10 protein-coding genes are annotated in these 17,692 nt (G+C 33.8%); 1 reads left to right on the top strand and 9 read right to left on the bottom strand.

Features of this window, described 5'->3' with window-relative positions:
* Positions 1-54 precede the first annotated feature (54 nt).
* The 4 genes from M2098_RS00345 to M2098_RS00330 form a co-directional block, all read right to left on the bottom strand.
* Entirely contained in the window at positions 55-2,406 is a 2,352-nt protein-coding gene (locus M2098_RS00345; RefSeq protein ID WP_280680936.1) for a serine hydrolase, read from the bottom strand.
* Between the two features lie 282 nt (positions 2,407-2,688).
* On the bottom strand, positions 2,689-3,534 hold the full coding sequence (locus tag M2098_RS00340) for a PRD domain-containing protein (RefSeq protein ID WP_166667581.1): 846 nt from the start codon (positions 3,532-3,534) through the stop codon (positions 2,689-2,691).
* A 207-nt stretch (positions 3,535-3,741) separates the two neighbouring features.
* Positions 3,742-4,221, bottom strand: a complete 480-nt coding sequence (locus tag M2098_RS00335) for a PTS glucose transporter subunit IIA (RefSeq protein ID WP_134170016.1) — start codon at positions 4,219-4,221, stop codon at positions 3,742-3,744.
* 252 nt (positions 4,222-4,473) lie between these two features.
* Positions 4,474-5,691, bottom strand: coding sequence for a 6-phosphofructokinase (locus M2098_RS00330; RefSeq protein ID WP_280680942.1), 1,218 nt, complete (start codon positions 5,689-5,691; stop codon positions 4,474-4,476).
* Positions 5,692-6,070: 379 nt separating this feature from the next.
* Between M2098_RS00330 and M2098_RS00325 the strand changes: the two genes are divergently transcribed.
* Positions 6,071-6,409, top strand: coding sequence for a hypothetical protein (locus tag M2098_RS00325; RefSeq protein ID WP_280680944.1), 339 nt, complete (start codon positions 6,071-6,073; stop codon positions 6,407-6,409).
* Positions 6,410-7,255: 846 nt separating this feature from the next.
* Here M2098_RS00325 and M2098_RS00320 read toward each other — a convergent pair.
* From M2098_RS00320 to M2098_RS00300, 5 genes are all read right to left on the bottom strand, one after another.
* Positions 7,256-12,409 (bottom strand): glycoside hydrolase family 97 catalytic domain-containing protein, encoded by a 5,154-nt coding sequence (locus M2098_RS00320; RefSeq protein WP_280680946.1) that lies wholly within the window; start codon positions 12,407-12,409, stop codon positions 7,256-7,258.
* Positions 12,410-12,829: 420 nt separating this feature from the next.
* Positions 12,830-13,507 (bottom strand): HAD family hydrolase, encoded by a 678-nt coding sequence (locus M2098_RS00315; protein WP_280680948.1) that lies wholly within the window; start codon positions 13,505-13,507, stop codon positions 12,830-12,832.
* A gap of 34 nt (positions 13,508-13,541) precedes the next feature.
* Entirely contained in the window at positions 13,542-15,398 is a 1,857-nt protein-coding gene (locus tag M2098_RS00310) for an ABC-F family ATP-binding cassette domain-containing protein (protein WP_280680950.1), read from the bottom strand.
* A gap of 2 nt (positions 15,399-15,400) precedes the next feature.
* A complete protein-coding gene (locus tag M2098_RS00305) occupies positions 15,401-16,708 on the bottom strand; it encodes an N-acetylmuramoyl-L-alanine amidase (RefSeq protein WP_280680952.1) in 1,308 nt (435 codons plus the stop codon).
* Positions 16,705-17,550, bottom strand: coding sequence for a LicD family protein (locus M2098_RS00300; RefSeq protein WP_280680954.1), 846 nt, complete (start codon positions 17,548-17,550; stop codon positions 16,705-16,707). The genes M2098_RS00305 and M2098_RS00300 overlap by 4 nt, the downstream gene beginning before the upstream one ends.
* Positions 17,551-17,692 lie beyond the last annotated feature (142 nt).

Raw genomic sequence — 17,692 nt, 5'->3', positions numbered from 1 at the left:
TTTGTGTTCTCCTTTTTTTGTTTCTATTACAATAAATTGCTTTTAAACAATTTATTAATAACCCTTGTTATTCAATTTTCTTTTGTTCAAAATATACAACCCTGCACTCAACCCAACTATTAGTAATCCGGCAAAGAACATAATGTTTGTTTGATCTCCTGTTCCAATTGATGGATCGTTTTCATTTGTATTTGATGACCCTGGTTTTGATGGTTGCTCCGTATTCGGTTTGTTTGATGAACCATCTTTAACAATGTTAGTTACACGTACATTAACTGATCCTTTGTGTCCGTTTTTGTAAACTAGGTTAACAGTTTCTTCAGCGTTTTCTGTGTAAACTTTTTCATATTGTTCAACAACACTACGTCCTGTTGACTCCACTTTTGTCCAACCTTCAATATCGTTTACTTTTTTACTAACAGAAATAGTTGCTTTTACAGGTCCTTTAGTTTCTCCGTTTGTATCGTAAGCCACTGTAGCAGTTGGCTCTTTTGCATCAACAACTGTAATGTATTTTTTCATTTTTACGTCATTTAAGCCACTATTATCATTGTAAAGAGACACATAGTAATCACCTTCTTCACTAGCATTGAAATAGTATGATGCCCCTTTTGCATGCCAGTCAACAGGCTCTAATAAATCACTTGACCCTTCTGGACCATCATAATCGGTAGGCGCATCTGGAGCTGGATCCCCACAATCTACTCTTGTGACCTTAAGACTACGATAATCAACTTTTGTTATTTTTTTGTTTGATAGTGGACTTAATAAGTCAACATCAACTTTCACTGTTGGGTTTGCTTCAAAATCATTGATGATAACTTCTTTTTCTTCACCAATATTTGGTAATGAAGATACGTATGTGTCAAAACCAAATGCATCGTGGTAGATTCTTTCAGCAACCATACGGTATGTGCTTGCCCCTGTTCCAGAATTCACAAATGAATTTGGATATTCAGAACTTACAACTGGGTTGTGTGGTCTATTTCTCATGTATACAACAACAATATTATTTTCTGGATCTGCAAATGCTACTGGACCAGACCATCCTTGATGTCCAAATGTTGAATAGTCAGCATAGTATGAGAAATACGTTGGCCAATTTGTTGATCCCCATTGGTAATCTACATCATTTGTATACCATCCAAGTGCATATGTAGAATTCGTATATCCACCATCATTAATAATATCGTTAGGTTCTAAGAACATATCTACTGTTTCTTTATCAAATAATGTAACTCCATTGTATGTTCCGTTATTTAGCATCAATTGATACAAAATAGCAACATCATGTGGTGTTGAGAAAATTCCTGCATGACCAGCAACTCCTGCTAATGTGTAGTATGCTTTTTCATCATGTACTTCTCCACGTAATGTATATGTTCTCATTCCAGCAAATGCATATTCATTTGCATTATGTCCATCTACTGTACGGTATCCATCTCTTGAGTTTCCGTTGATTTCAGTAGCTGCAATATCTTCTTGTGTGAATCCTTTTTGCAATGGATTATACATTGTATGTGTCAATCCTAATGGTGCATAGATTTCATTTTCAACATATTGATCTTGTGGCATTCCAGTAATCGATTCAATAATCAATCCAAGTAACATGTAATCTACATCACTGTAAGCAATTGCCGTTCCAGGCATTGTTGTAATTGGTGTTTTACATATTGCTTCAAGTGCTTTTGTTCGATCACTTGGATCTGTTTGTGGTTCGATATAAAGCGTATCATATGCTGAACCAACACTTGCAAATCCCATATAGTCTGCAGCAGCCTGACTCTTTAAGTAATTATCATTGTGATACTGTGGATCAGGCGCCTGCCCTGCTTCATGATGTAGTAACATCTTTACTGTAATTAAATCTTTATGTTGAAGTGCTTGTGCTTCAGGTTTTAATAAACTTGTAACCTCATCATAATCACGATATTCAGGAATATATGTACTTACAGTTGCATCCAAATCCAACTTACCTTCATACACTAGTTTTTGTAGTGCCAAGTTAGTTGATAGCATTTTTGAAACAGATGCCATATCCCACATAGTGTTTTCATCAACTGCATCCCAATCACTTTCATCTAGTAAAACTGATTGGTGATCATTAAATATATCGGTTCCCTCTTTGTACTTTACTTCATAACCAAAGTAATCTTCATATTGAACCTTACCATCTTTTAAAACCATTACAGCAGATCCAGTATGACCATTGTCAATTAAGTTTTGTACTCCCTCTTTAACTGAACTGAAATCATAGTCACTTGCTTCATCAGTGATGATGTTTGGTACAACATCATGACCTTTCATACCTTCTCCAACTCTACTAGCCAATACTGGTGCACTTGCTATTGTCCCTACATATGCAATAGATAGTGCTCCTAATATCACTTTACGAAAAACATTCACGTTATTACCCTCCTCGTTAAGTAATCTGTGTTTCAATGTAGCGCTAATTTTTGATACCTTTGTGTATCATTCAAATTCTGATTTAATTTTTCACATTTCATTGGCCAAATATTCATGTGGAAAAGCGTGGTTTTAACAAAAAAAGAGCCAAAAAACAATTATTGTTTTTTAGCTCTTGCTCTTTCGATGCACGCCTTACACTTAGAATATAGCATAGGTCAATTTTGTTGTCAAACTACTTTTTCAAAAAGTTTTTATCCATTTGCAATAGATGAATTTCTGTTATTGTCTTGCTTTACCCTCTAACATATTCACTAAATGTATCAAGATATATACTCTTTCTTGCTTAGCTAACTTCACTCCAGTTAAGTCCTCAATGATTTGCAAAATGTCATCGCAAATCCCTGTATATTCGGGATAACTCTTTACCAAAGCATCGTTTACATGCTCGTTTAGTTGGCGTTTTTCTTGTTCTGTCCCTTCAACTAAAAAGCGTAAATGTGTAATGAATCGTAGGTAATTTAAGTCGTCATTTTTAATATCAAACTTATATGTAATCGTAAGTAAATCGTACACTTCACTAATAATGGCATTTAATAAATCTATTGATTTTTCACCACTTTGGATATTTTGAATATGCAAAGCTATGTAACTTACTTCCGCATCTGGAATCATTAGTTCATGTTTTCGATAAATCGCTTGTGATATTTTTTGTGCCTTATCATATGATTCTGGGTATAGTGCTTTAATTTCATAAGAGAAAAATTGCTTAATTGCCTCCCCATTTAAAATTCTAGTATATGTTGCTGCCAAGTGATTTGCTAATGTTACGAATGTTGTATGGTTCACTCCATTTTCTTCATACGCTACAATAAGTTGTACAGTATCCATCACAATCGAGATAATTTCATCATTAAAACCATTTACTACATTTGAGAATTGATTACTCCCTAAAGGACTGGAATACATTCTTTCATAAGGTGTCCCTTTTTTTATTTGCATATCCGCTTTTATTCCAAATCCGATTCCCTTTTGGATAATTACATATTCTCTAAAACGATCATGTACAATTAGCGAACTATTATTTAAAACTTTTTTCACTTTATAGTTTTTTGTTGTTTGTTGCATTTATATCATTTACTTCATAAAGGTTGCCTCATTACAAAGACGACCTTTCATTCTCCTTTCATCCCTAACGTAGTACTTCACTCATACATTATGGACCTTTCATGACAATGTTTCAATATTTATATTTATAAAAACAAAAGAATCAATAAGCGTTAAGAAAAGGATTCACCAAAATTGGTAAACCCTTTTCATTACTTTTTTCTCAAATTATGCGATTGTTACGCGTCCTTCTTCAGCTAGCTCGCATGCTCCAGCATTAGCTGTAACTGCTTGTCCATCAAGGTTTAAGAAGATAACCATAATGTCAGTTGCAGGTACTTTAGGTCCAATTGTTTGTAAATCCATTTCTGCAATTGGTTCTCCAGCTACAACTTTTTGACCATCTTTAACTTTGATTGTAAATCCTTCACCCTTTAGGTTTACCGTGTCAATTCCCATGTGTACCATTACTTCTTTGCCATCATCAGCAACAAGTGTAATCGCGTGTTTTGTTGGGAAAATCGATCCAATCGTTCCACTTACTGGTGAACAAACCGTTCCTTCACTTGGACGTACTGCAAATCCATCACCCATTGCTTTACTTGCAAACACTTGATCTTCAACTTCTGTAATTGGCATCAAAGTTCCTTTTGCTACAGTAACAATTCCTTTTTTTGCTTCAAATTTTGGTTTTCTTTTAAAAAACATATCTTTCTCCTCTATCACATCTGTGTGTTGTCATTTTTTCATCCATTCTTATCATATAGCAAATTGCTAGATTTCTCTAAAATCATGCACGAAAGTATAACCATACATCGATATTCCATTATTTTTATGCTTATAGAATACCAATAAATTAAAAATGTTTCCACTATTTTAGCAATCTTCACACAAGATTCCAAAATTCATCACTTTTCATTAAAAAAAGATGTCACACATTTGCATGACATCTAAGTTACATTATTTTACTTGCATGTAGTAAGGAACTACGTATGCAGGCACTCCATTTTCCATAATTAAATCTGGTTCTCCCATGATTAATGGTTGGATGTAGTCGTGACCTTCTTGTGTAAGACCAGCGTAGTTAGGTAAAATCCATTCAGCAGGAATGTTTTTTACGTGGTTAGCAAATTCGTTTGCAGGTCCAGCAATGTATTCAACATCGTATTCTTTACCTGGTTTACGAACAACACCAACAACTTGTCCAGTGTATTCTGGGTTCATTGAACGCATGTGTGCACTTTGTCCAAGTTTGAAACTTTCTTCAACATCAACTTTAGATTGAATGTAGTTAGCACAACGTTGTGCAGTACTTAAGTCTTGTACTTTTGCACGTGGTGCAACACCAGCTTCTAAAATCATGTTTTTAAGAGCGTTACCAGCTCCACCTAATACAGCATGTCCAAATCCATCGTTGCTTGCTTTAGCAGCAGCTAAGTAAGAACCATCAGCGTAGTGAGCACCTTCACTAACTACAACATAACATTTTCCTTTTTCGTCCATTACTTTTTTAACTTGTGCTAAGAATAAGTCTTTATCGAAGTCTACTTCTGGTAATACTAAGATATCAACTTTTCCAGACACAACAGAAGATCCTGCTAACCACCCAGCATCTCTACCCATTGTTTCAAGAATGAAAACTTCTGGACGAGTTTCTGGAGCGTAAACGTTTAAGTCTAACCATGTAGATACAACAACTGCGTTAACGAATTTTGCAGCTGATGCAAATCCTGGACAGTGGTCAGTAACCATAAGGTCATTATCTACAGTTTTTGGACATCCAACGAAACGTTTGTTGATTCCGTTTTTCTTTGCCCATGCACTTAATGCATCTACTGTATCCATTGAGTCGTTTCCACCAATGTAGAAAAGAATTTCAATGTCATATTTTTCCATAATATCAACTAAACGTTGGTAATCTTTATCGTCATCTCTTTTTAATTTGTAACGACATGATCCTAACGCACTTGATGGAGTTTGACAAAGAATTTGGTTTTCTCTATCACTCATGTTTGTTAAGTCGTAGAATCTTTCTTCTAAAATTCCTTCGATACCGTTTAGTCCACCGTATACTGTGTCATAAATTGGGTTTAATTGGTTTGCTTTAACAATTCCCGCTACTGTAGCGTTAATAACTGTTGTAGGTCCACCAGATTGTGCAATTAAACAATTTGCCATTTCTAAAGTCCTCCTGTAATTATACAATACCCTAATATATTACCATTTGCCCAAGCGCTTTTCAATAAAACTTGAGATTTCTTTCACGAATCAAGCATCCCTTCTTTCATCCCATTTTAAAAGTATGTATAATATTCGTATGAAGCAAACAAAAGTAGCACATATATGGTGGATGATGCTTTATTTTATGGGAGTTTTTGTTATTCCATGTCTGTCAATTTTTATAGCAACAAGAAGCTCTCTATTATATGAAAATTTCACCTATGTAGGCAACCAAACAAGGTATCGTCCCATCTTTATTATTTGGGGACTTTTATTATCACTGCACATGTTAGTGACGTTTTTTACACTACTCTACATAACAAAAAATCATAAGCGTATGTATTGGTATTTGGCAAGTATTCTTGGATTACTTCATGCAACATCGTATGTACTTCCTTATGATAAAACGAGAAGTTTAGTAACCAGTGAATTACATGTATATATTTCAATTTCAACTTTTGTTGCATATATCTTCTTATTGCTATTTTACTTGTATAAACTGAATCACTTTTACTTATTTATCTCAAGTGTCAAAGCGATGATCAGTTTACTTGTTGCGATGTTTTTGACTCTATTACTAACAGGAGACATTTCCAGTTTAGTTGAACTTATCAATACGAATTTTATGGCAGTTTTCATGGTCATCTTATTAAAGAGGACAAAACCATATTTCTAGACAATGTTTTCCTATTGTTCAAATTCGTTCATTTAACTTTCACGTGTTTTCCCTTTGATAGTCATGCATGTCCATTATGATATAGACAGTCAAAGGAGGTGAACTTGAAGAAGAAAGACTCAATAATATACAACACAAAGAACAATATTAGAAATAACATTCTCCCTTAAATAATAATGTTAGAAAAATAATGAAATAAAATATTCTCCCTTTTTAAATAAATATACAAATCAATCGAAAAGCAACTTTATCCTCCCCTGAAGTTGCTTTTTACTTGCTTGTTTTTCTACTGTTCAAAATCGTTCATGCATTTTTCACCTTCTAGACATTCACTAGTCATAGCGAGTATGTATGCTAAAGACAGTTAAAGGAGGTGCACATGGACCAAAACGAAATACTATTAGCATATATACTAAAACTAGTAAAAGAAAATAAAAAGTAATCTGCTTATATAAGCAATGTAATAAAATATATTCTCTCTTTTATGTTCATACACATAAATACAAAGCAACCTTGCTCTCCTAAGGTTGCTTTTTTTAATGTTTTCCTATTGTTCAAATTAGTTCATTTACTTTTCACAAACTTTACCTAAGAAAATCATAGATAACAGGTATGATAAAGATACTTCAAGGAGGTGAACATGACAGAGCAAGAATTACTAGTTACCTACATATTGAAACTAGTAAAGACCAACAAAAAATAATATTCTCCCTAAAATATTATAATAAACACAAAGAATAATAAAAAATATTCTCCCTTTTTATATAAAAAATTAAACACAAATGAATACTAAAAAGCAACTTGATCCCCTCAGGTTGCTTTTTTTATACTTCACATTGTGAAGAACTATGATTTTACTTTTTTATTTTTCTTTGTTTTATAAAAGTACAGTACTCCAACAAGAGAAATAGTTCCAAGTAACCACAATACATTGCGATGTGTTATATCACCAGTGGCAGGATTTGAAGTTACCTGATTCACATTGGAAGAAGTTTTAATTTTCTCAAGTGCAACCATTGCATCTTGAAGTTCTTGTTTTAGTTCATCTATTGTTTGTTGTGATGCGTTTGCATCTCGAATTATGTTTTGTGCATTTTCAAGTACTTTAAGTAAGACACTTAATGAATCACTTGTATAAATTTCTTTATCAAGTGCTTGCACTTGCATTATCAACGCTTCTAATGCATCTGTATTTGCACGAAGTCGCAACTCTCCTTTACACTTAGCAAGATTTAGATAAACTTGATCAATTTCTACTTGTGTAGATTGTTGATTTACAAGTACCGTCTTCGCCTTTATTAATAGTTCAAATACATTACTCCATGAGTTCGGTGTATAAAGCATCTCATTCATATTTTCAATTTCTAGAATCAATTCTTCAAGTTTTGCTTTATCCACAGATACTGGCTGTTCATCCAATGCTGCAATTGTATTCTTTAATTTCATCAGCATCTCATCAATTTCCACTTGCGTAACATCTGATGCATCTAACATCGTTTTTACTTGTGTAAGTACACTTGTAAATTGTTGCCAACTATCAGTTGTGTATATTGATGCATCTAATAGTAATGCTTCATTATATGCTTGTTGTAATTTCGTTTTATCAATTATTTCTTTTTTTACGAGTTTTGAAATTACTTGCTCTAATAACGTTGCTTGTTCATCAACTTCGACCTGTGTAACATCTGATGCATCTAACATCGTCTTTACTTGTGTAAGTACACTTGTAAATTGTTGCCAACTGTCTGTTGTGTATATTGATGCATCTAATAGTAATGCTTCATCATATGCTTGTTGTAATCTCGTTTTATCAACTGTTTCTTTTCTTACAAGCTTTGAAATTGCTTGCTCTAATAGCGTTACTTGTTCATCAATCTCAACTTGCGTAGCATTAATATTTTCATTGACTTCATTGGCTTTAGCTAATGCGTTAATTAAAAATGCATAACTTTCTTTTGTATAGTCTATTTCTTGTATATTTTTTGCTGCATCAATCGATTCTTGAAGCACACTTTTATCGGTAGAAATATTCTTTTTTCTTCCAAGTAAGCGAATTTCTGCTGCTGATGCAAAATTTTTATTTGATCCATCAGTCAATGAAGTTTTAGCAAATAATCGAACACATGATGCTTTTGTTTTCTCAAAATTGACAAGTTTCCAACTTGTAGTCTCATCCCATGTACCATTTGCAACTTCTTTAAATTCACTGCCATCTTCACTTACAAGAATTACATAATCAATAATTTTTCCATTATTCCCAGTTTGTCTAGGAAGGTATTTCAAACCATCTACTTCATAGTCTCCATTTATAGTAATATCGATATACATGTTTTCTCGTACATCTCCATTCCAAGATGTATGCCAGTTACTACCCACTTGGTCATCAATAGCTTTATCTGCACCTTCCCCATTTTGTGCACTTCCTGCACTGGCAATAAGATTTTTAAGTGGAATTTCTCTTGCTTCCTCATCAAGAATAGAGTAATCAAAGGCAACTGGACGAAGTTCTGCAGCACTTGTAAATTCTTGTGTGCTATTTGTTATTGATTGCAATGAGCGTAGACGAATATGCGTCGCATGGGTTGGCATAAAAGTAATAAGTTTCCATGCATTATCACTATTGAAAAAACCAGTCGCCACTTGCTTGAACGTAGTTCCATCATCCTCGCTAATATCTACTGCATATTCAGTGATTTTCCCGTTGTTTCCTCCAGATTGACGTGGAAGGTATCGAAGTCCATCAACAAGTTGTTTTTCACCTAAATCGATTGTTATGTAGTGTTCATTGCGCAATGCCCCACTGTAACTTGTATGCCACATTGTAGACGGATCATTATCAATTGCTTTATCTGGACCTTGATTGTATTGTGAACTACCTGCACTTGCTTGCATGTTGCTCATTGACAAATCATAATAGTCACCATTAATAAACGATTTATTATACGCTATCGCATCTACATACTTTACATTCGATAAATGCATTCGTTGTTCATCTGTTAACATGAATCCATATGTACCCGCACCATTAAATAATGAAGTTGATGTAAATGATTCACAATACACTCCATCAACATATAACTCGATATTTTTATCTACATATATAATCTTAATGTTGTGTTTCTTATTGTCATTTATTTGTACATCATGATGTATCTGTTGGTCACCTTCAACTTCACTAAGAATACCATCAACTTTTTGATGATATGCCCATCCATCATTTTCTTTTTTAATAAGAACATAATTGTCTTCATTACGATGACGAATTACAAATTGGATGGAACTTGCATCATCGGTTTGAACATTAACATCAAACACCCCATTGTATAACTTCGGTGATGCATCATCAAAAACTACAGTTTGTTGGTGTTTTACTTTACTAAAGTCAATTGTAACTTCATTTCTAATTAGCGATAATGCATCTTTTGCACTTACACTTTCACCAGCACTATCTTCATGATTATGTTGTTTCCAGTTTAACAAGTTCGTTGTATCTGGATGATAAACACCTTTGTATACACGTTCTTCCATTTGTTTTATTGCATTCAATAAATTGTTGCATGCATTTACCAACTCTGTTTCACTTGCTTGTTCATTTTCATATATCACTTGTGCATCAGTTAATACTAACTTTAAATTACCAAATGATTGTTCTGTATGATGATCTTCATCATACCCACTTGCTTTATCAATTGCATCCTTTAAATCACTACGAACACGAGCTGTACGATTTATTTTATTAAATCGATGGGAAATGGATGTCCCTTTTCCATCACCCTCACAGATTGCTATACGAACCTGGCATGATTCTGACAATACAATCGGTGTATCATAAAGTTTTGCGCTGACACTAGTCATTGGATCTGTACCATCAATTGTATATTTAACAATCGATCCATTTGGTGCAAATACTTCGAGTGGTTTTCCTTCAATAATTTCTCCACCATATTGACTAAGTGTTAGTTTTGTTACTCGCATAACAAATCCACCATGTTCAATCATATGAAGTGGGAGTTTTACATCTGCGTGAATGGTCATTTTATCTTGTACTTTATGCCCACCTTCTCCAAAGCTTGACATAACTTCAGTATCACGCCATAATTCCAGTCGATATTCACCAGCACCTAAAAACTCAGAAAAGTCAATTTCAATATCTTTGTCAGAGTTGTCAGTAACTCCTCCAATATACCAAATATTGTCTTTTTCACGTGCAAAAATTGTGGTATCACCTATTTTACTTTGAGGAAGTACATATGTTCGATCCCAAGTTGTTGGAATGCTTTTTATCATTTCAACAGCTTCACTTTGCAATATATCAGCTGGATCTGTTGAAATCATATTTACTGGAGAATCACCAAAAACTAAAGTTGCAATTTCTCCAGCACTACGTACATGCGGTGTGAAGTCAGCATGTCCTTGCAAATATCTCGTGAATGGTTGTGTAGTGTAATACACATATGGAGCAGCTTTTATACCTAATGTTTTTTCATCATAATTTACTTGTTCATACCCACGAATTCCTTCACGCGTAACTTCATTTGGATATGTCACACTCCATCCACTTGGCTTATGTATTCCATGTAAATTTAATAACAGTTTCTTTTGTGCTGCTAAACGAATTGTTGCTTGTTCCATTGCAATGGTACTAAGACTAGATTCATTTGGCCAAAAATCAATTTTACCACCAGCCATTCCTGTCTCTTCCATTAGATTTAAGAAATCAGTAATTGTAGAAATATCAGACATTCCTGGCATGTTCCCAGTCATATCATTAACACAATTCCATAAAAATTGTTTTACTCCATATTCCTCACCAAATTCAGCGACTCTTGCTAAATCAAATTTATAAAGTTCCTTATCATAGTTGTGTTTATTTCCACCATTCCAAAAAACCCAACCTTCATCAATGGTGTTGTATTCAAAACCTAACTTTGCTGCAAGCTCTGTATAATTTTTCATGTTTTGTGGTGTTACTGCATTCACCATACCATTTAACCAAGACCATGCAGAACGACCCGGTGTAATCCACTCATTTTTATCAGCAAATAATGCATTATCTGGATCTTCATTTACAGCAAACACGATAACGTTATTTACAAGTTCATTCAAATCATCTGCGACACAGATAATTCTCCATGGTGTTTGAAAGGCTCCTGTTGTTGTTAATGTGTCTTTACTTTTACTCCAATTCGTACGTATTTGATATATACGATTTCCTTTTGCTGCAACACTCGTACCTCCATAAGTAGGATTCATGTTACCTTCTAAAATCGCACTGTATCCATCTTCCCCAGGCAAATCAAAAGTGACTCCAGTTAACAAACTAACATCTTTTCCATTTTGATCAACGATTGCATCTTGAGGATCACTCTCACTAATAATCGTTTCATAATTTGCGTAATTTTCATTATCAATTGCTGCCCATGTACTTGTTCCTTCTGGAACTACAAATTGCGTATGTTCTAAGATTTCATGTTTTTCACCTTCTACAGGTGTAGAAACATCATATGCAAATGCGACTCCATCATCGTGCACGCGTACATTAATTTTATATGAATTTCCATTAATATGGGTTACTGGCAATTCACTATAAATACAGTGATCCATACTCTCACTTTGTTTACCTTGAAATGTAAATTTACGATTTATCTCATTTACATTTTCCATTTCATGTAATGTGATATCTTTTCCATAGTTTACTTGATCCATGGTAAATCCAAGTATAGATTTCTCCATATACACTTTTTCATCTCGTTTAATTTCATAGTACAGTTGATTATTATCTTTAAATATGTGAAGTTTCAATTTTTGATTTGGACTTGTTATTACATATTCTTGATCATTTTGAGTAATATGTTCAATTCCTTTCATAAACTGATTCTTCTTCAACGTCGAATAATCATTGGATATAAATCCAGTCATCATCATTGAAACAACTACACTAAGCGCAAGAAAACTCTGTATTAATTTACTTTTCCTGCTTATTCCTTGTTCTTTTTTCATTACTTTCTCCTTTATATAACATCTTTGTAAGTAATGAATCCCCCTTGCACTTTCTATTTACATACACAAGTAAATATAATCTAAGCAAATCATACCATTAGCCAATTCAATGTCAAATTGCTGGTTTTTCAAGATAGCAAGATTTTAAAAATTAGACATTGTAAGCGCATACAAATAGTGGCATATTTTTCTTTTTTTCATTATCTTGCTGTATTTACGTTTTTTTTGAAAGTAACTAAATAAATTTGTAAATGAAAGTATGTATATTTTAGAAAATCATTCATGTAACTTAACACGCACCAAAAATTAAGAACTATGTTGGTTTTATAGAAACGTGTTATCCATTTTTGATTATTGACAAATCGAATTCGATTTATAATATAGCAAAAAAAGTCCAGTAGGACTTTTCCGTTATATTATTTATAGTAATGATAGCACCAATTGAATAAGTTCATTTTCATTATACACCTCATAATCGGGTAAAACATTTGTGGCTATTCCTTGTTTTTTATTTAGCCAAACACAAGACCAACCTGCAGCTTTAGAACTTTCAACATCATTTTCATACGAATCCCCAATGTATAAATAGTCAGCTGTTGAGCCAATTCTTTCAAATATAGCTGGGTTTGGTTTCAAAATACCAACTTCTTGTGAAATATATATATGATTATTATCAATCCATCGTTCTAATCCAAGTTTACTAATTTTCATTCTTTGATGGTCCGATGGTCCATTTGTAATGATTCCCAATTCAATATTCTTTTTGGTAAGTTCAGTTAATAGCTGTTTCATTGGCTGACTTAAGGATATTTCTGCTTGCTTACTTAGATAAACTTCTTGAAAATGAATTGCCTGTTCACGTGTTATTTCAATGGAATAACTTTTACAAGCGTTGGTAATTCGGTATACATGCGTTTCAATCAATGGAATTTTTCCAGTTTGTCCATCTGCAAATATTTCATCACTGTATTTCTTAAATTCCTTATAAAAGCTACGCATATCAATATGTTCAAACTCTCCAAACACTTCATCGCTTGCCTTTTGAAAGGGTATGATTTGATCATATAAAGTATCATCTAAATCAAAATATATTTTCATAATTTTTCTCCCATAACGTAAGAAAGCTAGCACGCTAGCTTTCCATGTATTCACTGTATTCTTCCCAAAGTTCCATCATTTGACTGATTTGGTTATGTACATCGTCAATTTGCTCATCAAGTTCTTGCATCTTATGTGCATCTTGATAGTACTCAGGATCAAAACGTAGTTCACGTAATGCCTCAAGTTCTTCTTCAGCTTTGGCAATTTTCTTTTCTAAACGTGATACTTCACGCCCATAGTTAATATGTTTTGGTTTTTCCTTTTTGCCTTTTTCTTCTATTTTGACTTCTTTTGTAGCTTCTGCTTTTTGCTTCTCGTTAAATTCTGTCAGATTTAATGGTTGATAAACAGCTACACCATCATCAATTTTTAGAATTCCATTAGCAAGTTTACTAATAAAGTAACGGTCATGACTAACAAATAGCATTGTACCATCGTAGTTAAGAAGTGACTCTTCAAGTGCTTCTTTACCAACAATATCCAAGTGGTTAGTTGGCTCATCGAGTAATAAGCAGTTTGGCTTTTGCAGCATTAAATCCACAAATGATAAACGCACTTTCTCTCCACCACTTAGTACACGTACTTCTTTAAATACTTCTTCCCCATGGAATAGTAAACTTCCTAAAGCGGAATGAATTTCTGTTCGATTTAGATCTGGATATTTATCCCAAATCGTTTCAAGAACACTATCTGTGTTGTTTTTGAATTGCGTAAGTTCTTGATCAAAATAGCCAATTTCAATTTGATGACCAAACATAAAGGAACCAGAAAGTGGTTCTACTGCACCCATCAGCGTTTTCAAAAATGTCGATTTCCCTTGTCCATTTCCACCGATGATCGCAATGCGTTGTCCACGTAATACTTCAAGATTGATATTACATAATGGAACATCATACCCAATGGTCAAATCATCTACGCTCAACACCTGATTTCCACCTTTAATTCGGCTTTTAAATGTTGCATGGAAACTACGCGTATCACTTTGCATCAAATCTACTTTATCCATACGATCTAAGTATTTAATCTTAGATTGTGCCATTTTCGCTTTGCTTGCTTTATAACGAAACTTTTCAATCAATTGTTCCACACGCTCAATTTCTTCTTGTTGATTTGCATATGCACGACGATTTTTTTCCATTTCAATTTTCTTGGCTTCTACATAATGAGAATAGTTTCCTACATATTTATGCATTTTTCCAAGTTCTAGTTCATAGACAATATCCACAACACGATCTAAAAACGTACGGTCGTGACTTACCATAACTACGGCTTTTGGATAATACTGAATATATCCTTCTAACCACTCAATCGTATCGATATCTAGGTGGTTTGTAGGCTCGTCAAGCAATAGTATATCTGGTTTTGATAATAATAATTTCACAAATGCCAAACGTGTTTTTTGGCCTCCTGAAAATTGAGAAACCAGTTTTTGCATATCATCTAATGCGAAACCAAATTTCGTAAAAATAGTTTTGATTTCACTTTTGTATGTATATCCACCAAGACGTTCATGTTCTTCTTGTAACTTTCCAAATAGCATTAGTGTTTCTTGGCTATGGTCCGTTTCCATTTGTTTACTTACTTCTTCAAGTTGCTTTTCAATCGCATGTAACTCTTCAAAGATTTTTTCAAACTCTGCTTCGACCGTATGATCTTCTGAAAAGAAGGTCGTTTGGGCAAGGTATCCAATTTGAATGTTACGGTCATGGTGAATATCACCACTATCCAAACTTTCCTCACCAGCTATAATTTTTAATAAGGTTGTTTTTCCACAACCATTACGCCCTACAATCGCAACTTTTTCTCTGTCTTTGACTTCAAAAGTAACATTGCTAAATATATCATGGGCTCCAAAGGATTTACTTCCTTTACTTATTTGATATCGCATGATTAATCCTCCAACTGCAAATATGTTGAAATAGAATCAGCTAGCGATGTGATGATCTGTTCTTTCTGTTGTTTCCAGGTATTTGCATCATCTCGATTCGACACAAAACCAAAATAAATATTCAACGTATTCATACCATACGGGTTATTGTAGGCAAAAGATGCTGTCCCCTTTTTCGTATTTTCTGAATACAAGCCTGCTTGTGTAGCTCTTCCTCCGGTTTCACGTAACCAAAGATCACTGTCATATACCTGGCGTTCATCAAGCAATCCATTAATTAACGCTGCTTGAATCACTCCCATTTCATCTGTTGTTTTCATATAAATGGTACAACCCTTTAAACCCGTTTTTTGATGAAAATCATATCCAATCCGTGCTGCAAACATGTTGCTTGCATGTCCTGAATATAAAATATTAAAACCAGTTGTATCACTACTCACATCCACATCAAATGCCAAACGGAAATAGTATTTTGCTCCTGCATTATACGCTTTTGCAATGCGCCCATCACGTCCATATGTGTCCGTAACATCGCTATCATTGCGTAGAATTAATACTTTAAGTCCTTTACTTTCTAGTTTTTCTTTTAGGCTTAAAGCTGCATCATACATCTCTTTTGCCTCTACTAGACCATTTCCTTCATTCCCATTACTGACCACTCCATTTGTAAATGAAGAGTCTAATCCTGCTGGATCAATGGCAACATCATAGGCATCCTTTTTCAATTTCGTTTCGCTTATTTCTAAAAATAAGTAATTCTTTTTTAATTTTACATCATAGTCTTTTAAGATGTTTTGATCCGTAAATACTCGCACTTCTTTGTTTTTTCCATTGCGCGTAATCGTTGTGATTGAATCATCTACATCTCCATCAAAAACTACACGTTTATCTGTAAGATTTTCACTTACATAAATTTCATATATTCCATCACTTAGGTTTGTCAGTAAGACTTTTCGGTCCAAACCTTTATCAAGTACATAAGGTGTTTCTTCACCTGTACATAAATTCTTTAGTTTTACTGTCATAGAACTTAATGGATCACTAACTTCACCAGTGTACGCATTTTTAAATAAAGCTAAGCTTTCTCCGTAAAATGTATAGTCTGCCACTGTAAAGTCATCTTTCATTTTATGATGAATTGTTTCCACTGTTTTCTCTCCACTAAAATTACATATCGTGTAATTTTCGTGCGTTTCTTTTGTATTTCCAAAAGCTAAATGAAATCCCAAGTACGCGATGAAAACAAGCAATACCAAAAGTGGTATCACAACTTTGTAGTTAAGTTTTCTGCGTCTTGGTGCATAACTCATTCTGCTACATCTCCCTTTAAGTTTATATCTGCTATATGTTTAGGTGCTTGCATCTTACCTTTTGGATACTCCATGTACACACCACCAATTTCCACTTCTAATAAAGCATCTGGATTCTTTGGAATTGGTAATGTTGTATCCTCAAATGTATGATATTGCACTGGATAGATATCCGCTTTTTTATAGGCAACTGGCTTCCATGGTTTATCAAATGTCCAACTTAAATCGTATCCGATTGTTTGTGAACCACGTTTTTTTGCTTTTGCGCTATAGCGACGAATAAATTTCCAATACTTAGTTTTTATCCATAGTGGATTTTTCATGATATTTTCAAAGAATGTCACAACTACCATATATAGTAAACTTTTGATTCGACATAAAAAATCTACCCAACGGCGTTCATCCACATAATCAACGATAAAGACATCGATAAATAATCCATCTCCATCCGTACATTTGTTTTTTAATAAACTGTTCACTTCTTTTACGTATGTATTTTTACGACGTAGTTTCATCGCTGGTATACATACATTATACTCCTTGTGGGTATCAAAACATTGATAATAGTATTTGTTTTGATCCATCGTATTCACCACTTTTAAAAAGCGTTTGTAGTCTTCATACATCATCCCCACATCGGCATCATCATCCCAAGGAATAAACCCGTTGTGACGAACAGCACCTAAACATGAACCTCCTGTTAGGTAGTATGGAATATCGTTTGCTTTACAAATGGCATCCAAATCTTTAAGCATCTCAAGAAGCACAGCATGTACTTGGGCAACTGTTACTTCATTTCCGCTTTTATCTATTTTAATTACATAGTCGTTATCATTTTTCATACAGTTGCTATAATACCATGTTTATGCACTTTTTTGTAGGTCTTAAAGCTAAAGATTTACTGAAGATTACTTCATAATTGCCCTTACATACACCATTTCTTTATAAACTGTAAAAAGCATACCTCTATCGGGTATGCCCTTT

Origin of the sequence: Breznakia sp. PFB1-19 (assembly GCF_029893935.1) — a bacterium.
Lineage (GTDB): Bacteria > Bacillota_I > Bacilli_A > Erysipelotrichales > Erysipelotrichaceae > Breznakia > Breznakia blatticola.
Note: the sequence above shows the minus strand (reverse complement) of the source record. Positions and strands in the feature narration are given on the sequence as shown.

What these genes read in the sequence shown, in the direction of transcription:
- M2098_RS00310 (WP_280680950.1), bottom strand. Translation starts at nt 15,398, where the DNA reads ATGCGATATCAAATAAGTAAAGGAAGTAAATCCTTTGGAGCCCATGAT.
- M2098_RS00315 (WP_280680948.1), bottom strand. Translation starts at nt 13,507, where the DNA reads ATGAAAATATATTTTGATTTAGATGATACTTTATATGATCAAATCATA.
- M2098_RS00325 (WP_280680944.1), top strand. Translation starts at nt 6,071, where the DNA reads ATGTATTGGTATTTGGCAAGTATTCTTGGATTACTTCATGCAACATCG.
- M2098_RS00300 (WP_280680954.1), bottom strand. Translation starts at nt 17,550, where the DNA reads ATGAAAAATGATAACGACTATGTAATTAAAATAGATAAAAGCGGAAAT.
- M2098_RS00340 (WP_166667581.1), bottom strand. Translation starts at nt 3,534, where the DNA reads ATGCAACAAACAACAAAAAACTATAAAGTGAAAAAAGTTTTAAATAAT.
- M2098_RS00320 (WP_280680946.1), bottom strand. Translation starts at nt 12,409, where the DNA reads ATGAAAAAAGAACAAGGAATAAGCAGGAAAAGTAAATTAATACAGAGT.
- M2098_RS00330 (WP_280680942.1), bottom strand. Translation starts at nt 5,691, where the DNA reads ATGGCAAATTGTTTAATTGCACAATCTGGTGGACCTACAACAGTTATT.
- M2098_RS00305 (WP_280680952.1), bottom strand. Translation starts at nt 16,708, where the DNA reads ATGAGTTATGCACCAAGACGCAGAAAACTTAACTACAAAGTTGTGATA.
- M2098_RS00335 (WP_134170016.1), bottom strand. Translation starts at nt 4,221, where the DNA reads ATGTTTTTTAAAAGAAAACCAAAATTTGAAGCAAAAAAAGGAATTGTT.